Raw genomic sequence first — 19006 nt, forward strand, 5'->3', positions numbered from 1 at the left:
ACCGCCTTGTTGACACCGTGTCGGGAACCCGCGGGCCGCTCCGGGCATCCAATGCGCGACCACGTGACGAGGGGAGCAGACAGATGCGAAAGAGGAGCCACAGACGCCTTTTCGGGACGTCCCTTGCCGCAGGAGTCCTGGCGGCCGGGCTGGCACTGACCGGCTGCTCGGCGTCGAGCGGGAGCTCGAACGGCGCGGCGGCGGGCGGCCAGGCGAGGAGCGGCGCAGGGGTGGGCGTCCAGCCCCGCGGCGGCAGCGCCGGCAGCGCGCCCAGCCCCGCGCCGTCGGCTTCGTCCGCGCCGTCCGGGACGCCGAACGCCGGGGCGGCGGACCGGTCGGTCATCTACAGCGGTGAGATCCAGCTGCGCTCGGCGCGCGTCGACGCGGCGGTCCAGCAGGCACAGGCCGTGGTCCAGGCCGTCGGCGGCTACATCGACTCCGAGCAGGTCGGCGACGCCGCCTCCATGCCGTGGAACGTCGGCGTGGCCGCCCCGTCCACGAACCCCGACGGCTCGACGCCACCCCCGTCGCAGGCGCTGCCGCTCGCTCCCCCGCCCGACGCGTCCGGCGAGGCGGCGATCATGCAGCTGCGGATCCCCTCCGCGTCCTACGACGCGGTCTTCACCCAGCTCGGCACGCTCGGCACGGTCCTGGCCCGCGAGCGCGCCAGCCAGGACGTCACCGAGCAGGTCGTCGACCTCGACGCCCGCATCACCAGCGAGAAGGCGAGCCTGGACCGGCTCGACGCACTGATGCGGCAGGCGGGTTCCCTGAACGACATGCTCACCCTGGAACAGGCGGTCACCCAGCGGGAGTCCGACCTCAACTCACTCGAGTCCCAGGAGGCGTCCCTGCGCGGGCAGGTGGCGATGTCGACCGTGACGGTTGAGTTCTTCCAGACCGCGGCCCCGCCCGCGCCCAAGCCCAAGCCCTCCGGCGCGTGGGGCTCCGCCGGCCACGCGCTCGCCGCCGGCTGGCACGGCCTGTACCTGGTCGGCCGCGGCCTGCTGGTCGTGGTGTCGGCCAGCTTGCCGTTCCTGGTGCTGCTCGCCGTACTCGGCTACGCCCTCTACCGCTACCTGCGGAGGAACCGGAAAGACGAGGCGAACGAGGACTGACACAGGGGGCGCGAGGCTCTGCCAATGATGCGGCTCCGCCGCGTGGGCGCGACCATCCCCCGGCCTTCGGCCGGGGGATGGTCGCACATCGGCAGCGCCCCGCGCCCCTGGATGGTGCAACCAGCTGCGGGAGCGTGAGCGGCGGCTACCGCTGCGTCCGCTCGTGCACGTATGCCGTGAGACGGGTGAGGGCGTCCGGGTCCGTGGTCGGGTGGACGCCGTGGCCGAGGTTGAAGACGTGGCCGCGGCCGGAGGCCTTCGCCGAGGCGAGGACCTCGTCCGTCTTCGCGCGGACCGCGGACTCCGGGGCGAACAGGACCGTCGGGTCCAGGTTGCCCTGGAGCGCCTTGCCGGGGGCGACCCGGCGGGACGCCTCCTCCAGCGGGACGCGCCAGTCGACGCCGACCACGTCCGCGCCCGCCTCGCCCAGGAGGCCCAGCAGTTCGCCCGTGCCCACGCCGAAGTGGATCCGCGGGACGCCGTAGGAGGCGACCTCCGCGAAGACCTTCTGCGAGGCCGGCATCACCGAGCGGCGGTAGTCGTCCGGCGCCAGCCCGCCCGCCCAGGAGTCGAAGAGCTGCACGGCCGAGGCGCCGGCCTCGATCTGGACCTTCAGGAAGCCCGCCGTGATGACCGCGAGGCGGTCGATCAGCTCGGCCCAGAGCTCCGGGTCGCCGTACATCATCGCCTTGGTGTTCTCGTACGTGCGCGACGGGCCGCCCTCGACGAGGTAGCTGGCCAGCGTGTACGGCGCGCCGGCGAAGCCGAGCAGCGGGGTCGCGCCGAGCTCGGCGACCAGCAGGCCGATGGCCTCGGTGACATAGGGGACGTCGTCGGGCTCCAGCGGGCGCAGCTGCGCGAGGTCCTCGCGGGTGCGCACGGGGTGGGCGATGACGGGGCCGACGCCGGGCTTGATGTCGAGGTCGACGCCGATGGCCTTGAGCGGCACCACAATGTCGCTGTAGTAGACCGCCGCGTCCACGCCGTGCCGGCGGACCGGCTGCAGGGTGATCTCCTTGACCAGCTCCGGCATCATGCAGGAGTCCAGCATCGCGATGCCCTCGCGCACCTTGCGGAACTCCGGCAGCGAACGACCCGCCTGGCGCATGAACCAGACAGGGGTGTGCGGAACCTCCTCCCCACGGCAGGCGCGCATGAACGCGGATTCGTACGTGGGGCTGCTCTGGCCGATCGGGCCGCTCTCGCTCTGGGTCACCCTGAAATCTTCGCACGCTCGAAGCGGGCCTCTTCCGTGGTGTCTGCGCTGCGCGGGAGGGCCGGGCGCATAGTCTTCCGGCATGGCTGGGGTGAGCGGCGGAAAGCCGAGGTACGAGGGCGGTTCCGGGTTCGGTGACGGGGCGTCGGGGGAGCCGGCTCTGCCCGAGGCGTTCCGTGCCGCCGTCGCCGACCTGCTCGGCACCCGGCTGCGGCCGGAGATCACGCTCGGGGAGACCCCGGCGCCCCGCCGGCTCGCGCCCTACGCGCACGCGCTGACCGCGACCGTCGAGGTCGACGGCGAGGAGCTCGCCGACGGCCGGCTGGTGCTGCTGCACGACCCCTCCGGGCACGAGGCGTGGCGGGGCGAGTTCCGGCTGGTCTCGCTCGCGCAGGCCGATCTGGAGCGCGAGATCGCGGACGACCCGCTGCTGGCCGAGGTCGGCTGGTCCTGGCTGACGGACGCGCTGGAGCAGTTCGGCTGCGCCTACGTCGAACCGGGCGGCACCGTCTCGCGTGCGTACTCGCAGTACTTCGGCGCGATGGCGGAGCGCCCGTCCAGCACGGAGATCGAGATCCGCGCGTCCTGGACGCCGGTTCCGCGCGGTGACGGCTCGCTCGACCTCGGCACGCACCTGCGTGCGTGGGGCGAGCTGCTGTGCCAGTGCGCGGGTCTGCCCCCGTCACCGCTGCCGCTGCCCGCGCCGGGCGCCCCGTCACCGTCCACCGCGGCCCAGACGAGCAGCGTCGTGCCCATGCCGACGCGCCGCCAGCCGCGCGGCGGTGTGTGAGCTGCGACGCGGGTTTCTCCTGTCCCATCAGGTGAAGGTTCGTCAGCTTCGGCGTACGCTGGGGTATCCGATTTCGGACATTTGGGTCACATGTTCGGCGTGTCGACCGCTTTTGATCACTTACGGGTGACTTAGGCTCACTCAAGCTGAACAAAATATCCGAACTGCCCGATTTGCCCCTCACTCAATCGTGATCATTCGCTAAAGCCGGGCAGCGATGGTGCCGAAGCAGACAGTGACCCTCTTCCCGGCACCTCATACAGGAGGCCTGGTGTCCGTTCTCCTTGAGCACCCCGCAAACATGGTCGCCTACCGTCCGACGAAGCCCACCGCCATGGTGGTCATCGCGGACCCGCGCGTTCGCTCCACGGTCACCCGGCATCTCTGGGCCCTTGGCGTGCGCGACGTGATCGAGGCCTCCTCTCTCGCCGAGGCCCGGCCGCGTGTGGGCACCCCCCGAGACATCTGCGTCGCCGACGTCCACCTCCCCGACGGCTCCGGGCTCGCCATCCTGGCCGAGACCCGCGCAGCGGGCTGGCCGAACGGCTTGGCGCTCTCCGCGGCCGACGACATCGGCGCGGTCCGCAGTGCGCTTGCCAGCGGCGTGAAGGGCTACGTCGTGACCGGCACCCGTGTCGGCAACGGCGTCCCGCAGCGTCCCGGCATGGGCGGCGTCCCCGCGCTCCGTCCCGGCCTCCCCTCGGCCGCGTCCCACCTGCGCCGTCCCGGCATGCAACTCCCCCCTGGCGCGCCGGGCGCGCAGCCGACGACGCCGGGCCAGCCGGCGCCCCAGGCGTACCGCGAGCTCTCCGGCCGCGAGGTCGAGGTGCTGCGGCTCGTCGCCGAGGGCCAGTCGAACAAGGCGATCGGCGTCGCCATGGGCCTCTCCGCACTGACGGTCAAGTCCCACCTGGCCCGCATCGCCCGCAAGCTCGGCACGGGTGACCGCGCGGGCATGGTCGCTGTCGCTCTACGCACGGGGATCATCCACTAGGGGTCCCGAGGGAACGTTTCAGCGCGCCGTCAGGGGCGCGGGGAACTGCGCGAGAAACCAACGGCGTGCGGATGGCCCTGCTCGATCGGGGCTCAACCGCACAGCGTGGCCTGTCGCGCAGTTCCTCGCGCCCCTGGTTGTGCGACGTCCCTCTCTGCATACGTCAGCAAGAGCATCCAGCTCCTACGGGCGTAGTCTTTAGCTCGTGACCGACGCCCGTGAAGACGCCATCGACAGAGTCAGCAGCGATGCCCCCGGGCAAGAGGTCCACGCGGTTCCCCTGCTTGAGCCCAGTGAGGGCATTCCGCCCGTCATCGCGGATGCCGACGCGCTCGACGCGGTCGTGCGGAGGTTCGCGCGGGGGCACGGGCCCGTCGCGATCGACGCCGAGCGGGCGTCGGGGTACCGGTACGGGCAGCGGGCCTACCTCGTGCAGCTGCGGCGCGAAGGCGCCGGCAGCACGTTGATCGACCCCGTCGCCTGCCCGGACCTGTCCGCGCTCGGAAGCGTGCTCGCCGACACGGAGTGGGTGCTGCACGCGGCCAACCAGGACCTGCCGTGCCTCGCGGAGCTGGGCATGCGACCCACGCGCCTCTTCGACACCGAGCTCGCCGGGCGTCTCGCGGGCTTCCCCCGCGTCGGCCTCGGCCCGATGGTGGAGAACGTGCTCGGACTGAGCCTGGAGAAGGGGCACTCCGCCGTCGACTGGTCGACGCGTCCGCTCCCCGAGCCCTGGCTGCGCTACGCGGCGCTCGACGTGGAGGTGCTGGTCGAGCTGCGCGACGCGCTCGAACAGGAGCTGAGCGAGCAGGGCAAGCTCGAGTGGGGGCAGCAGGAGTTCGCCGCGATCGTCGCCGCTCCCCCGCCCGCCCCGCGGGTGGACCCGTGGCGGCGGACGTCCGGCGTGCACAAGATCCGTCGGCGCCGCCAGCTGGCGGCGGTGCGGGAGCTGTGGCAGGTGCGGGACCGGCTGGCGCGCGAGCGCGACGTCTCGCCGGGGCGGGTGCTCTCCGACGCCGCGATCGTCGCGGCCGCGCTCGCGATGCCGCCGAACGTGCCCGCGTTGCAGGCGGTGCCCGGCTTCGGACCGCGCGTGCACCGACGCGCGCTGGAACAGTGGATAGCCGCGATCGACGTCGCCCGCGCGCTGCCGGAGGCACAACTGCCGCCGGCCACCGCCGCACACGACGGCCCGCCGCCGCCCCGGGCGTGGGCGGACAAGGACCCGCTCGCGGCCGCCCGGCTCTCCGGCGCCCGCGCCGCCGTGACCTCGCTGGCGGAGCACCTGCACCTGCCGCAGGAGAACCTGGTCACCCCCGAACTGGTGCGACGTCTCGCCTGGGCGCCGCCGCACCGCGTCACCGCCGACTCGGTCGCGGACGCCCTCGCCCTGCTCGGCGCGCGCCCCTGGCAGGTGGCGCAGGTCTCCCCGGTGATCGCCACCGCCTTCGCGACCGCGAAGGTCAGCCCGAACGGCGACTCGCCGAGCGGCTCCGCCCGGGAGTGACCCAGAGCTCATCCTCCCCCTCCTTGGCGCGTTGGTTACCGGCGGGTAGCATCACTGTCGGGACGTGCAGTCGCGAGCCGTTGTCGCCGTCGACTGCCTCCGTTCCCCAGTGACCACACCGTGCCCGCCGCGAACGGGCGCTTGGGAGGAGAGCCATAGTGCCTCGTACCGCGAGGGACGTCGTCTTCGTCGACGGCGTCCGCACCCCCTTCGGCAAGGCCGGCCCCAAGGGCATCTACGCCGAGACCCGCGCCGACGACCTGGTGATCAAGGCGATCCGGGAGCTCATGCGCCGGAACCCCAACCTGGACCCGGCCCTCGTGGACGAGGTCGCGATCGCCGCCACCACCCAGATCGGCGACCAGGGCCTGACCCTGGGCCGCTCGGCGGCGCTGCTGGCGGGCCTGCCCAAGTCCGTTCCGGGCTACTCCATCGACCGCATGTGCGCCGGCGCGATGACCGCCGTGACGTCCGTGGCCGGTGGCATCGCCTTCGGCGCCTACGACATCGCCCTCGCCGGCGGCGTCGAGCACATGGGCCGTCACCCAATGGGTGAGGGCGTCGACCCGAACCCCCGCTTCCTCTCCGAGAAGCTGGTCGACGAGTCCGCCCTGTTCATGGGCATGACCGCGGAGAACCTGCACGACCGGTTCCCGCACCTGACCAAGGAGCGCTGCGACGCCTACGCCGTCCGCAGCCAGGAGAAGGCCGCCAAGGCCTACGCCGACAACAACATCCAGCCCGACCTGGTGCCGGTGGCCATCCGCCGCACCGACCCGGCGGGCGGCGAGACCGGCTGGGGCCTGGCCACCGCCGACGAGCCGATGCGCCCGGGCACCACGCTGGAGTCGCTGACGGGCCTCAAGACCCCGTTCCGCCCGCACGGCCGGATCACCGCCGGTAACGCGGCCGGTCTGAACGACGGCGCCACCGCCTCCCTGATCGCCGCCGAGGACGTCGCGCGCGAGCTGGGCCTGCCGGTCAAGATGCGCATGGTCTCCTACGCCTTCGTCGGCGTGGAGCCCGAGGTCATGGGTATCGGCCCGGTTCCGGCGACCGAGAAGGCGCTGGCCAAGGCCGGTCTGACGATCGACGACATCGGCGCGTTCGAGATCAACGAGGCCTTCGCCATCCAGGTCCTGTCGATGCTGGACCACTTCGGCATCGCGGACGACGACGAGCGGGTCAACCCGTTCGGCGGCGCGATCGCCTTCGGCCACCCGCTGGCCTCCTCCGGCGTGCGTCTGATGACGCAGCTGGCCCGCCGCTTCGAGCAGCGTCCGGACGTCCGTTACGGCCTCACCTCCATGTGCATCGGCATGGGCATGGGCGCGACGGTCATCTGGGAGAACCCGCACTTCGACGGTAACGGGAGCAAGTGATGACCACCACCACCGAGCAGCTGCTCAAGGCTCACGAGCTGTTCCCGGACGAGGTCGTGACGACCGCTCACGTGCGTCACCTCGACCTGCCGCTGGGTGCCGGCCGCTTCGCGCTGATCACTCTGGACAACGGCTTCGACCACACCAAGCCGACCACCTTCGGCCCGGGCTCCCTCGCCAAGTTGAACGAGGCGCTGGACCAGGTCGAGCGCGAGGCCGCGGCCGGCGAGATCGTCGCCGTCGGCATCACCGGCAAGCCGTTCATCTTCGCGGTCGGCGCCGACCTCAAGGGCGTCGAGGTGCTCAAGGAGCACAGCGACGCGCTGGCCATCGGCAAGGGCGGCCACGACGTCTTCAAGCGGATCGCGGCCCTGCCCGTCCCGTCCTTCGCCTTCTACAACGGCGCGGCGATGGGCGGCGGCGTCGAGGTCGGCCTGCACTGCACCTACCGCACCGTCAGCTCGGGCCTGCCGGCCTTCTCGCTGCCGGAGTGCTTCCTGGGCCTGGTCCCGGGCTGGGGTGGCTGCACCCTGCTGCCGAACCTGATCGGCGCGGGCAAGGCCGTCCAGGTCATCATCGAGAACGCGATGGCCCAGAACAAGCAGCTCAAGGGCAAGCAGGTCTTCGAGCTCGGCATCGCCGACGCGATCTTCGAGCCGGCCGACTTCGTCGAGCAGTCGCTGCTGTGGACCGCCCAGGTCCTCACCGGCGCCGTGACGGTCGAGCGTCCGGAGATCGACCGCGGCCAGGCCTGGGACGACGCCGTGGCCTGGGGCCGCGCCGTCGTCGACGGCAAGGTCCACGGCGCGGCTCCCGCCCCCTACCGGGCGCTGGACATCATCGCCCAGGTCAAGGACGGCGACCTGCAGGCCGGCTTCGACGCCGAGGACGCGGCGCTGGCCGACCTGATCATGGGTGACGAGCTGCGCGCCGGCATCTACTCGTTCAACCTGGTGCAGAAGCGCGGCAAGCGCCCGGCCGGTGCGCCGGACAAGGCGCTGGCCCGCCCGGTCACCAAGGTCGGCGTCGTCGGCGCCGGTCTGATGGCCTCGCAGCTGGCGCTGCTCTTCGCCCGCCGTCTCCAGGTGCCGGTCGTCCTCACGGACATCGACCAGGAGCGCATCGACAAGGGCGTCGGCTACGTCCACGGCGAGATCGACAAGCTGCTCGCCAAGGGCCGCGTCAACGGCGACAACGCCAACCGCCTCAAGGGCCTCGTCACCGGCTCGCTCGACAAGGCCGCCGCCTTCGGCGACGCGGACTTCGTCATCGAGGCCGTCTTCGAGGAGATGGGCGTCAAGCAGCAGGTCTTCGCCGAGGTCGAGGCCGTGGTCTCGCCCACCTGCATCCTGGCGACCAACACCTCCTCGCTGTCCGTCAGCGAGATGGCGTCGAAGCTGGAGCACCCCGAGCGGGTCGTCGGCTTCCACTTCTTCAACCCGGTCGCGGTCCTGCCGCTGCTGGAGATCGTCCGCGGTGAGCAGACGGACGACGCGTCGCTCGCGACCGCGTTCGGTGTCGCGAAGAAGCTGAAGAAGACCGCCGTTCTGGTCAAGGACGCCCCGGCGTTCGTCGTGAACCGGATTCTCACCCGCTTCATGGGCGAGATCCAGCAGATCATCGACGAGGGCACGCCGATCGCCGTCGCCGAGAAGGGCGTCGAGCCGCTCGGTCTGCCGATGTCCCCGATCGTGCTGCTGGAGCTGGTCGGTCCGGCCATCGCCCTGCACGTGTCGGAGACCCTGCACAACGCCTTCCCGGAGCGCTTCTTCGTCTCCGAGAACCTGGCCCGCGTGGTCCAGGCCGGCAAGCGCGGCTTCTACACCTGGGCGTCGGGCCAGCAGGAGCTGGACCCCGAGGTCGTGGCGCTGCTCCAGCTCGGCGACAAAGTCCTCACCGAGGAGCAGGTCCGCGAGCGCGCGCTCGGCGCGGTGGCGCAGGAGATCCAGCTCATGCTGGACGAGGGCGTCGTCGCCGAGGCGCAGGACATCGACCTCTGCCTGATCACCGGCGCGGGCTGGCCCTTCCACCTGGGCGGCATCACGCCGTACCTGGACCGCGAGGGCGTCTCCGAGCGGGTCAACGGCAAGCGTTTCCTCGCCCAGGGCGTCGCGAGCATCCCGGCGTGAGGCGGTAGCCGAACAACGCCGAAGGGCGGTTCTCCGAGAGATCGGGGGGCCGCCCTTCGGCGTCGGCGCACCAAAAGGCGCGGGGCCGTACCGATCCGGAGGTCGGTACGGCCCCGCGCCTTCGTGCGGGTGCGCCTGCTAGTGCGTTGCGGAGGCGGACGGGGAGACCGTCGCCGTGGGCTTCTTCTTGTCCTTGGCGCCGTCCTTCGCGGACGGGGTCGCGCTCGCGGTCGGCGAGGTGCTCGGGGTGAGCGCCGCCTGCGGCGTGGCTGTCGCGCCGTTGGTGACGCTGATCGACGGCAGGTCGGCCGAGGTCGGCGTCGCGGCGACGGCCGCGGCCAGGACGCGGTCCTGCAGCTGCTTCGGGGTCAGCGACTGGGTCGAGGACAGGATCGTCTGCGCGCCCGCGCTGTTGGTGTCGGTCGCGTCGACCTGCATCTGCAGGACCGGGACCGCGCCCAGGTTCGCCGCGGAGAAGAGCTTGGTGGAGTCCTGCACCCAGACCTTGTGGTCGCCGTTGTCCACGCACGCGCGGAAGACGTCGGTGTCCAGGCCCTTGACCTTCTTCGCCAGGGTGATCAGGTGGCCCTTGGAGGCGAACGCGTCGTCCGACTCGGCCGGCTGGTGGTTCAGCAGGACCGCGCGGAAGTCCGCGAACTTCTTGGCGTCCAGCGCGCAGCCCAGCGCGTTCCCGGCCTGCAGCGAGCCGCTGCCGCCCTGGGTCGTGTCGACACCGGTGGTCTCGCGGTAGAGGACGTTGGCCGCGCCGGAGGCGACCAGCTGGCGCAGGGTCGCGCCGTAGGTGTTCTCGAAGGAGAGCGTCGCCGGGTCGCGCATGTCCTCGTAGACGGTGAGGGTGACCGCCGCGTGGCCCCACTCGGGCACGGCCAGCGCGCTCTCACCGGTGGTACCGGCGGGCGGGGCCAGCTGCGTCTGCTTGTGGGCACGCACCACGGAACCGATCAGGCCCGCGACCACGAAGATCGCGACGATCGCGGCCCCGGCCGTGACCCAGCGTCGCCACGGGGTCTTGCGAACTTGCGCCCCCGCCGGCTGCGGGCTCTTGTCCGTGGAGCTGTCCACTTCCACCTGTCCTCGACTACTCGGTCCGTGCTGTGAATCCCGACTGGCCTACTGCTCAGTCGGCGGACGGAGGTCAGCCTCTCATGCGAACGTGAGAAGGCTTCAACTGGATCACCGCTCAACGCCCCCGCAACCGGTAGATCACGGCCCCTCCGGCGGTGCCGACGCGCTCGTAGCGGGCGGCCAGCAGCGTCCGGATCGGTGGCACGGCCGCCGGGGCGTACGGAGCGCCCTGGGAGTCGTCCACGACGAGCGTCGGCGGGGCCGCCAGCATCTCGTGCTCGAAGGTCGTCCAGGAGCCCGCCACGGCCTTCTGGACGCTCACGCCCCTGCCGTCCCGGCCGCCGGCGAAGTTGGTGAGCAGGCCGGCGGTCAGATAGCGGCTCGCGGGCGCGCGGTCGGCGAGCCAGTAGATCTCCGGATGCATGCCCCACACCAGCACCCGCTGGTCCGGGGTCGACCGCGCGTCGATCGCCCGGGCCACGGCCTGCACGCGCCCGACCGGCTGCGTCGACGCGGTCAGGCCCAGTGTGACGAAGACCGCGGCCGCGACCGCGGCCCACCCGAGCGCGAGCCGGGCCCACCGCGGCTCCGCCACGCGGTGCAGGGCCCCGGCGCAGAGGAGCGCAAGCGCCGGCACGAGCTGGAGGTAGTAGTGCCCGAAGAAATGGAAGCCGACCGCGACCCCGACGGCGGACCCGCCGAGCCAGATCCACAGGTCTGCGTCCTCGCGCAGGGAGACGCGGAGGCGGCGGGCCAGGAGGATCACCGCGGGCACGAGGGCGGCCAGCATGATCCCGGCGTTCCCGGCGGCCCGCCCGAGGGCGGTCGCCCAGGCGCCGTCGAGGGAGGTGTAGTCGCCGGAGCCGGAGACCACCCAGAAGAGGAAGTTCCTCGGGCCGGTCAGCAGCGCGAGCGCGAGGACGGGGAGGGCGGCCGCGAGCAGCAGGCGCGCTGCCGCACGGGGGCTGCGATCGTGACGCCACAGCAGGTAGAGCGCGGGGAGCAGCACCACTCCCCCGGTCTGCTTCACCATCGCGGCGAGCGCGGTGGCCAGTCCGGCCCCGGTCCAGCGGTGACGGTCCGCGCACCAGAACGCGGCGGCGGTGGCAGGCAGCATGAAGACTTCGAAGGTGGCCGCCTGGGTGTCCTCGGGCGCGAGGGCGACGCTCAGCAGGATCGTGAACAGGCCCGCCACCGTGCCCGCGCTCCCGCCCCACCGCCGCCGGGCGACGGACGCCACGAACAGCGCGGTGACGAAGCAGGCAAAAATCGCGAGGACGCGCAGCGGCCAGAGGGAGTCCGAGCCGAAGACCGCGAACGCGCCCTGGTAGAGCCATGGCAGCAGGGGCGGCTTGCGGTCCACGACGTCGACGTAGAGCGTGCCCCCGTGCGCCAGCATCCTCGCCTCGGTGGCGAGGTAGCCCTCGTCGGGATTCCAGAAGGGTCGTACGAACGAGGGAATGTGGACGAGCACGGCTACGGCTGCGAGAAGAGCCATGTGCACAACCCAGGGGCGCGGGGAACTGCGCGACAATCCCCCACCCTTCGGGCGGGGGTGCCCCCAGCCGAAGTGGTAGGTCCCTGATCGAGCAGGGCCATTCGCACTGGGTGATTGCCCGCGCAGTTCACCGCGCCCCTGAGGTTGTGCCACCTGAGGTCAGCCGTGACGTCAGAGCACCGTGGCCGGATCCAGGGAGACCTTGGCGACCAGCGCCGCCGCCTTCTCCGCCACGCCGTCGGGCGTGAGCCCGATCTGGTTGAGGATCTCGTCGCGGGTGGCGTGGTCCAGGAACTCCTGGGGGATGCCCAGATCCCGGAGCGGGACGTCCACGCCCGCGTCGCGCAGCGCCTGCGCGATCGTCGCGCCGACGCCACCCACGCGGCCGTTGTCCTCGACCGTGATGACCGCGCGGTGCCGCGCAGCGAGGGGCGCGAGCTCGGGGTCGACGGGCTTGACCCAGCGGGGGTCGACCACCGTGGTCGCGATGCCCTGGGCGGCGAGCTTCTCGGCCGCGTCGAGGCAGGTCTGGGCCATGGCACCGACGGAGACGATGAGCAGGTCCGCGTCGGTGCCGTCGACCGCGCCGTCGCGCAGCACGTCCATGCCGCCGATCCGGCCGACGGCCGGGACCGCGGGGCCGACCGAGCCCTTGGAGTAGCGGACGACCGTCGGAGCGTCCTCGACCGCGACGGCCTCGCGCAGCTGCGCGCGCAGCTGGTCGGCGTCGCGCGGGGCGGCGAGCCGCAGGCCGGGGACGACCTGCAGGATCGACATGTCCCACATGCCGTTGTGCGAGGCGCCGTCAGCCCCGGTGACACCGGCTCGATCGAGCACGAACGTCACGCCGCACCGGTGCAGCGCCACGTCCATCAGCACCTGGTCGAAGGCACGGTTCAGGAAGGTCGCGTAGACGGCGACGACAGGGTGCAGCCCACCCGTCGCGAGACCGGCCGCCGACACCGCCGCGTGCTGCTCGGCGATGCCGACGTCGTAGATGCGGTCCGGGAACTCCTTGGCGAAGGGCGCCAGGCCGACCGGGTGGAGCATGGCGGCGGTGATGCCGACCACGTCCTCGCGCTCGCGGCCGATGGCGACCATCTCCTCGCCGAAGACCGAGGTCCAGTCCTGGCCCGAGGACTTCACCGGGAGGCCGGTGTCGGGGTGGATGACCGGGACCGCGTGGAAGCGGTCCTCCTCGTTCTGCTCGGCGGCGCGGTAGCCGCGGCCCTTCTGGGTGATGCAGTGGACGATGACCGGCCCGCCGAATCCCTTGGCGCGGCGCAGCGCGGACTCGACGGCCTGGACGTCGTGGCCGTCGATCGGGCCGACGTACTTCAGGCCCAGGTCCTCGAACATGCCCTGGGGGGCGATGAAGTCCTTCAGGCCCTTCTTGGCGCCGTGCAGCGTCTCGAAGAGGGACTGGCCGACGACGGGGGTGCGCTGCAGCGCGTCCTTGCCCCAGGAGAGGAAGCGCTCGTAGCCCTGGGTGGTGCGCAGCGTGGCGAGGTGGTTGGCCAGGCCGCCGATGGTGGGCGAGTAGGAGCGCTCGTTGTCGTTGACGACGATGATCACCGGGCGGTCGCTGGCCTCGGCGATGTTGTTGAGCGCCTCCCAGGCCATGCCGCCGGTCAGCGCGCCGTCGCCGATGACGGCGACGACGGTGCGGTCGTGGTGACCGAGCTGCTGGTTGGCCTTGGCCAGTCCGTCGGCGTAACCCAGGACGGTGGAGGCGTGCGAGTTCTCGATGACGTCGTGCTCGGACTCGGCGCGCGACGGGTAGCCGGAGAGGCCGCCCTTGCTGCGCAGCCGGCTGAAGTCCTGACGGCCGGTGAGGATCTTGTGGACGTAGGACTGGTGTCCGGTGTCGAAGAGGATGCGGTCCGCGGGCGACTCGAAGACCCGGTGCAGGGCGATCGTCAGCTCGACGACGCCGAGGTTCGGCCCCAGGTGGCCGCCCGTCTTCGAGACCTCCTCGACCAGGAAGCCACGGATCTCCTCGGCCAGCACGGCCAGCTGTCCCGGGCTGAGACGGTCCAGATCGCGCGGTCCCCGAATGCGGGTCAGCAGGGCCACCCGTTCCTCCTCTATCTCGTCCGACTCAGGGCGTCTTCGCCCGGAGCCCTCTCCCACCCGGGCCGCCGTGGACGCGCCCAAGTCCGCTCAGTCTAGTTGGCTGCCGTGGACGCGCGACCGCCCGGCACCGGAGCGGTGTCGGTGCCGGGCGGTCATTTTGCGTTCCGTCAGCCCCGTGACCGGCTCTCCCCCTCAAGAGAACCGGGCACGTTGCGGAGGGCCGACGGCGTTTCGCACGCCGTCTCCGGAGGTCTCAGCCTTTCGGGCGAAGGCGGTGCGCCGTCAGGCGCGGCCCGAGGACTTCTGGGTACGGCGGGACAGGGAGTCGACGACCACGGCGGCGAGGAGCACCACGCCCATGATCATGTACTGGATGTCCAGGTTCAGTCCGAGCATGTAGAGACCCGCCTGGATGGACGAGATGACCAGCATGCCCAGGAGGGCCGACCAGACCCGGCCGCGCCCGCCGAAGAGGCTGGTGCCGCCGATGACGGCCGCGGCGATGGCCATCATCAGGTTGTTCGGGTCGGCGCCGGCCTGACCGGCGGCGCTGGTGGTCGACGCGATGGCCAGACCGCCGAGCGCGGCGAAGGCTCCGGAGATCGCGTAGACCGAGATGCGGATGGCCGAGACGGAGATACCGGCACGACGGCTGGCCTCGATGTTGCCACCGACGGCGAAGATCTTGCGGCCGTAGCTGGTCCGACGGAGCACGAAGTCGGCGATGATCAGCAGCGCCAGGAAGAGCACGAGGTCGTTCGGCACGCCCCGGTCCTGGTTCAGCACGAAGGCGGCACCGAAGGCGCCGACCGCGAGCAGGGCGCTGCGCAGCACGATCTCGCTGGTCGGGCGGAACGGGACGCCCGCCGAACGCCGGCGGCGCTGCTCCAGCAGGCTGCTGACGGCCATCGAGGCGACCGCCAGCAGGGCCAGGATGTAGCCGCCGGAGATGTCACCGCCCAGGAAGAAGGAGTTCCCGGAGAGGAAGTGGTTCAGGCCACTGTCCGGCAGGTTGATCGTGCCGGTGGAACCGAGCAGCCAGAGCATGACGCCCTGCCAGCCGAGAAATCCGGCCAGGGTGACCACGAAGGCGGGCACGCCGATCTTGGCGAAGATCCAGCCCTGGAGCGCGCCGATCAGCGCGCCGCCGACCAGCGTGAGCACCACGGCGAGCCAGGGGTTCATCCCGTGGTTGACCGAGAGCACCGCGAAGAACGCAGCCGCCAGGCCGCTGACCGCGCCGACGGAGAGGTCGATCTCGCCCAGCAGCAGCACGAAGACCAGGCCGAGCGAGAGCAGGCCGACGCCGACCATGTAGTAGGCGACGAAAGTGCCCGTGGTGGCGGCGAAGTACTTGCTGTCGTTGAAGCTGAAGACGGCCCAGATGACGAGCAGTCCGACGACGACCGGCAGCGAGCCGAGGTCGCCGCCGCGGATCTTGCGCTTGAACTCGTTGAGGTAGCCCTGGAGGCCGGACTCGCGCTGGAGCAGCCGCGGGTCGACGGCCGAGGTCGGCGCGCTGGCCTGGGTCTTGGTGTCGTTGCTCACTTCGCGGCCTCCGCCGTGCGCGCCGCGCGCCGGGTCACCGCGTTCTCGGTGGCGCCGGTGATGGCGGCGATGATGGTCTCCTGCGTGGTCTCCTGCACCGGGAAGGTGCCGTTGTTCTTCCCGAGGCGCAGGACCGCGACGGTGTCCGCGACGGCGCGGACGTCGGCCATGTTGTGGCTGATCAGGATGACGCCGAGGCCGCGCTCGCGCAGCCGCTCGACCAGGTCGAGGACCTGCGCGGTCTGCTCGACGCCGAGGGCGGCGGTCGGCTCGTCCAGGATGACGACCTTGGGCTCGCCGATCAGCGAGCGGGCGATCGCGACGACCTGGCGCTGGCCACCGGACAGCGACGCGATCGGGATGCGGACCGAGGGGATGCGGATGGACAGGGTGTCCAGCAGCTCCCGGGACTTCTGCTCCATGGCGACCTCGTCGAGGACCCCACGACGCCTCAACTCCCGTCCGAGGAACAGGTTGTTGACGACGTCCAGGTTGTCACACAGGGCGAGGTCCTGGTAGACGGTCGCGACGCCGAGGTGCTGGGCGTCCTGCGGCCGGTTGATGTGGACCTCGCGCCCTTCCCACTCGATCGCGCCTTCGTCGATGGGGTGCACCCCGGCGATCGTCTTGACCAGGGTGGACTTGCCGGCGCCGTTGTCACCGACGAGGGCCACCACCTCTCCGGCGTGGACCTCCAACTCGACGTCGGTCAGGGCCTGGACGGCGCCGAACCGCTTGGAGACTCCGCGCAACGCCAGTACGGGCGCGCTTGTCACGTGAACCAACTCCTTCTTCCCATCCCGGTGCCTCGGGTGGGATGCCGCGCCGTCCGGGCGCCTGCGAGGTCGTGCGTAGAGCAAGATGACTTGACTGTCCCGCGTCCGCCCGCCCACGGGAATCCCGTGCGCGGGCGGACGGCTGACGGACCGGATTACTGCAGGCCGGCGGCCTTGCACGCGGCGGCGAAGTCCGCGGTGCAGATCTGGCTGACCTGGTACAGGCCGTCGGCGACGACGGTGTCCTTGATGTTGGTCTTGGTCAGCAGGACCGGCGTGAGCAGGTCGGACGGGACCGAGTTGCCCGAGAGGCTGGTCTTGGTGACCGTCGCGACGGAGCTGATGGACTGGCCGTTCAGCAGGTCGACGGCGAGCTGGGCGGCCGCCTCGGCCTCCGGCTTGTACGCCTTGTAGACGGTGTACGCCTGGGTGCCGGCCACGATGCGCTGGACCGCGTCGAGCTGGGCGTCCTGGCCACCGATCGGGGCGGTGACGCCCGCGTTCTTCATCGAGGTGACGATACCGGCGGCCATGCCGTCGTTGGCGGAGTAGACGCCCGCGACGTTCTTCGCACCGAGCTGGTTGAACGCGGCGGTGGCCTTCTGCGCGGCGACGTCGGGCTTCCACAGACCGGAGGCGTCGTAGGCGATGTTCACCTTGCCCTGGACGGCGGTGGTGAAGCCCTTCTTGAAGTCGGCGGCGTTCGGGTCGGCCGAGTCGCCGTCGATCTCCACGACCTTGGCGGACGGGGTGGCGGCGGGGCCCATGGCGTTGAGCAGGCCCTGGCCCTGGAGCTCACCGACCTTCTCGTTGTCGAACGAGACGTAGGCGTCGACCGGGCCCTGGGCCAGACGGTCGTAGGCGACGACCTTGATGCCCTTGTCGTGGGCGGCCTGCACGGAGGACTTGATCTGGGCGGCGTCCTGCGCGTCGACCACGAGGACCTTCACACCCGCGTTGATCATCGTCTGGACCTGCTGCGCCTGCGTCTGGGCGCTGCCGCCCGCGTTGGCGTACTGGATCGTGGCGCTCGGGGCCAGGGCCTTGACCTTGGCCTCGAACAGCGGCTTGTCGAACTGCTCGTACCGGGTGGTGGTGTTCTCGGGGAGCAGCAGGCCGATGGTCTGGGAACCGCCGGCCGCGGAGGTGGAGGAAGAAGAAGAGCTGGCGTTGCTGCTGCCGGCCTTGCCACAAGCGGCCAGGCCGAGCGCGATGGAAACGGCTGTGGTCACCACGACCGTGCGGCGCAGAGTGCTGTTCATCGTTTGGGGTGCCTCCCTGACGCGGTCGCCACACTGCGACCGAGGTGTGAGGAGTCAACCCCGCAGCCCAGGCTGGCGTCAATAATTAAAGTCGATGAACAGGCGATCCGAATCCATTCGTTATCTTCCTGAAGGCAGGGCGGCCACCCGCCCCCGGAATGCGGACATCAGCCCATGGGCAATGCGTTGGAATCGCTCATTTCGGACATGACCAACGCCAAGGCTCCAAGAACCTCGGCCCGTCCGCCCAGCGTTCCGGGCACGACCGACAGCTGCCGCGCGGCGCTCGGGATCGCGTAACGCGCCACCGACTCCCTTATCGGGTCCAGCACCAGGTCGCCGGCCTCGGCCAGGTCGCCGCCGAGGATCACCCGGCGCGGGTTCAAGAGGTTGCAGAGGTTGGCGACACCCGTGCCGATCTGGCGGCCGACGTCCGCGATCACGCGGCGGCAGCCGAGGTCGCCGCGCTGGGCGAGCTGCACGACGCCCGGCATGGTCAGGTCCGCGCCGTGGCTCTGCTGCAGCAGACCGAGGATGTGCCGGGCGCCGACGAAGGTCTCCAGGCAGCCGCGGTTGCCGCAGCGGCAGACCGGACCGGCCTCGTCGAGGGTGATGTGCCCGATCTCGCCCGCGGTGCCGCCCGGGCCGCGGTAGATCTGCCCGGCGATCACCAGGCCGGCGCCGACGCCGCTGGAGACCTTGATGTAGGCGAGGTCCGACAGCCCGCGGCCGGCGCCCCAGACCAGCTCGCCCAGCGCGCCGAGGTTCGCGTCGTTGTCGACGCGCACCGGCATGCCGAGCCGGCGGGAGAGCTCCTTCGCCGGGGCGATGCCGGTCCAGCCGGGCAGGATCGCGGTCGAGCCGAGCGCGCCGGTCTCCACGTCGATCGGCCCCGGGACGCCCAGCCCGACGCCGATCACCTTCTCGGCGGGGAAACCGGTCTGCTCCAGCAGCCGGGCCACCAGCTGCTCGGTGCGCCCGAAGCCCTGGTCGGCGGAGGCGTCGGTGTCGATCGGCTCGCTCTCCTCCGCCAGCACGCGGTGGGCGAGGTTGCCGATGGCCACCCGCAGGTGGGAGTGGCCGAAGTCGACGCCGACGACGATGCCCGCGTCCGCGCTGAGCGACACGCTGCGCGCACGCCGACCGCCCGACGAGGTGGGCGTCACCACCACCGTCCCGGCCTCACTGAGCTCGCGGACGATGTTGGAGACCGTCGCGGCGGAGAGCCCGGTGCTCCGCGCGATCTCGGCCTGGGTCAGCGATCCGGCCATGCGGACCGCCCGGAGCACCCGCTCCAGATTGGCCCGGTGCAGCGACGACTGTGAACCCGGCGTTTCCACGGACATGATCGATCCATCCTCCCCGCGCCCTTGCGGCGGAGACCTGTGCGCGGCCTTGTTTTCGGCCTTGAATACAACTTCTGAACTTCAAGCAGAGCCAATGGGGTGAAGTCATGTCAAGGCTGAAGGCGAAGAGGTGCCCTAAACGTTGCGAAAAGCCCCCTGCGCTGCGCCGGACGGCGGGGACGAGGGCGAAGACAAGGCCCGCCTTCAGGGGCCGCCTTCACGGGCCTCCCGGCCCGTCCTTGCCCCTGGTCGCTGTCAGGGGCAAGGACGGGCCGGGA

Annotated in this window: 14 protein-coding genes; 6 read left to right on the top strand and 8 right to left on the bottom strand. The window is 71.3% G+C overall.

Translation table 11 applies throughout. From position 1 onward, the window contains the following. Positions 1-230: 230 nt before the first annotated feature. A complete protein-coding gene (locus tag DN069_RS07115; RefSeq protein WP_165845403.1) occupies positions 231-1118 on the top strand; it encodes a DUF4349 domain-containing protein in 888 nt (295 codons plus the stop codon). Between the two features lie 145 nt (positions 1119-1263). On the opposite strand, the gene hemE is transcribed toward DN069_RS07115, so the two are convergent. Next, entirely contained in the window at positions 1264-2274 is a 1011-nt protein-coding gene (gene hemE / locus DN069_RS07120) for a uroporphyrinogen decarboxylase (protein WP_243638973.1), read from the bottom strand. 142 nt (positions 2275-2416) lie between these two features. On the opposite strand from hemE, the gene DN069_RS07125 reads away from it, so the two are divergent. From DN069_RS07125 to DN069_RS07145, 5 genes are all read left to right on the top strand, one after another. Then, positions 2417-3124: a DUF3000 domain-containing protein gene (locus tag DN069_RS07125; protein ID WP_111499987.1), complete on the top strand. Its 708-nt coding sequence runs from the start codon at positions 2417-2419 to the stop codon at positions 3122-3124. A gap of 271 nt (positions 3125-3395) precedes the next feature. Continuing rightward, positions 3396-4118, top strand: a complete 723-nt coding sequence (locus DN069_RS07130; RefSeq protein WP_111499988.1) for a response regulator transcription factor — start codon at positions 3396-3398, stop codon at positions 4116-4118. A gap of 205 nt (positions 4119-4323) precedes the next feature. Continuing rightward, positions 4324-5625 (top strand): HRDC domain-containing protein, encoded by a 1302-nt coding sequence (locus tag DN069_RS07135; RefSeq protein WP_111499989.1) that lies wholly within the window; start codon positions 4324-4326, stop codon positions 5623-5625. A 158-nt stretch (positions 5626-5783) separates the two neighbouring features. Beyond that, the gene (locus DN069_RS07140; RefSeq protein ID WP_111499990.1) at positions 5784-7007 is read left to right on the top strand and encodes a thiolase family protein; all 1224 of its coding nucleotides are present in this window, start codon (positions 5784-5786) and stop codon (positions 7005-7007) included. Next, positions 7007-9136: a 3-hydroxyacyl-CoA dehydrogenase NAD-binding domain-containing protein gene (locus tag DN069_RS07145; RefSeq protein WP_111499991.1), complete on the top strand. Its 2130-nt coding sequence runs from the start codon at positions 7007-7009 to the stop codon at positions 9134-9136. The genes DN069_RS07140 and DN069_RS07145 overlap by 1 nt, the downstream gene beginning before the upstream one ends. Positions 9137-9274: 138 nt before the next feature. Here DN069_RS07145 and DN069_RS07150 read toward each other — a convergent pair whose 3' ends face one another. The 7 genes from DN069_RS07150 to DN069_RS07180 all read right to left on the bottom strand — a co-directional run bounded on the left by DN069_RS07150 (position 9275) and on the right by DN069_RS07180 (position 18722). Continuing rightward, positions 9275-10219 (bottom strand): DsbA family protein, encoded by a 945-nt coding sequence (locus tag DN069_RS07150; protein ID WP_111499992.1) that lies wholly within the window; start codon positions 10217-10219, stop codon positions 9275-9277. Positions 10220-10337: 118 nt separating this feature from the next. Continuing rightward, positions 10338-11720, bottom strand: coding sequence for a glycosyltransferase family 39 protein (locus tag DN069_RS07155; RefSeq protein ID WP_111500007.1), 1383 nt, complete (start codon positions 11718-11720; stop codon positions 10338-10340). A 171-nt stretch (positions 11721-11891) separates the two neighbouring features. Then, positions 11892-13796, bottom strand: coding sequence for a 1-deoxy-D-xylulose-5-phosphate synthase (dxs, locus tag DN069_RS07160; protein ID WP_111499993.1), 1905 nt, complete (start codon positions 13794-13796; stop codon positions 11892-11894). 282 nt (positions 13797-14078) lie between these two features. After that, on the bottom strand, positions 14079-15344 hold the full coding sequence (locus DN069_RS07165) for a sugar ABC transporter permease (protein WP_111499994.1): 1266 nt from the start codon (positions 15342-15344) through the stop codon (positions 14079-14081). Beyond that, the gene (locus DN069_RS07170; RefSeq protein WP_111499995.1) at positions 15341-16120 is read right to left on the bottom strand and encodes an ATP-binding cassette domain-containing protein; all 780 of its coding nucleotides are present in this window, start codon (positions 16118-16120) and stop codon (positions 15341-15343) included. The genes DN069_RS07165 and DN069_RS07170 overlap by 4 nt, the downstream gene beginning before the upstream one ends. A 155-nt stretch (positions 16121-16275) precedes the next feature. Further along, positions 16276-17382 carry a sugar ABC transporter substrate-binding protein gene (locus DN069_RS07175; RefSeq protein ID WP_111499996.1) on the bottom strand — a complete coding sequence of 369 codons (1107 nt, stop codon included), beginning with the start codon at positions 17380-17382 and terminating at the stop codon, positions 16276-16278. A gap of 167 nt (positions 17383-17549) precedes the next feature. Then, the gene (locus DN069_RS07180; RefSeq protein WP_111500008.1) at positions 17550-18722 is read right to left on the bottom strand and encodes an ROK family transcriptional regulator; all 1173 of its coding nucleotides are present in this window, start codon (positions 18720-18722) and stop codon (positions 17550-17552) included. Positions 18723-19006: the final 284 nt, after the last annotated feature.

Origin of the sequence: Streptacidiphilus pinicola, assembly GCF_003258295.1 — a bacterium.
GTDB classification, from domain to species: domain Bacteria; phylum Actinomycetota; class Actinomycetes; order Streptomycetales; family Streptomycetaceae; genus Streptacidiphilus; species Streptacidiphilus pinicola.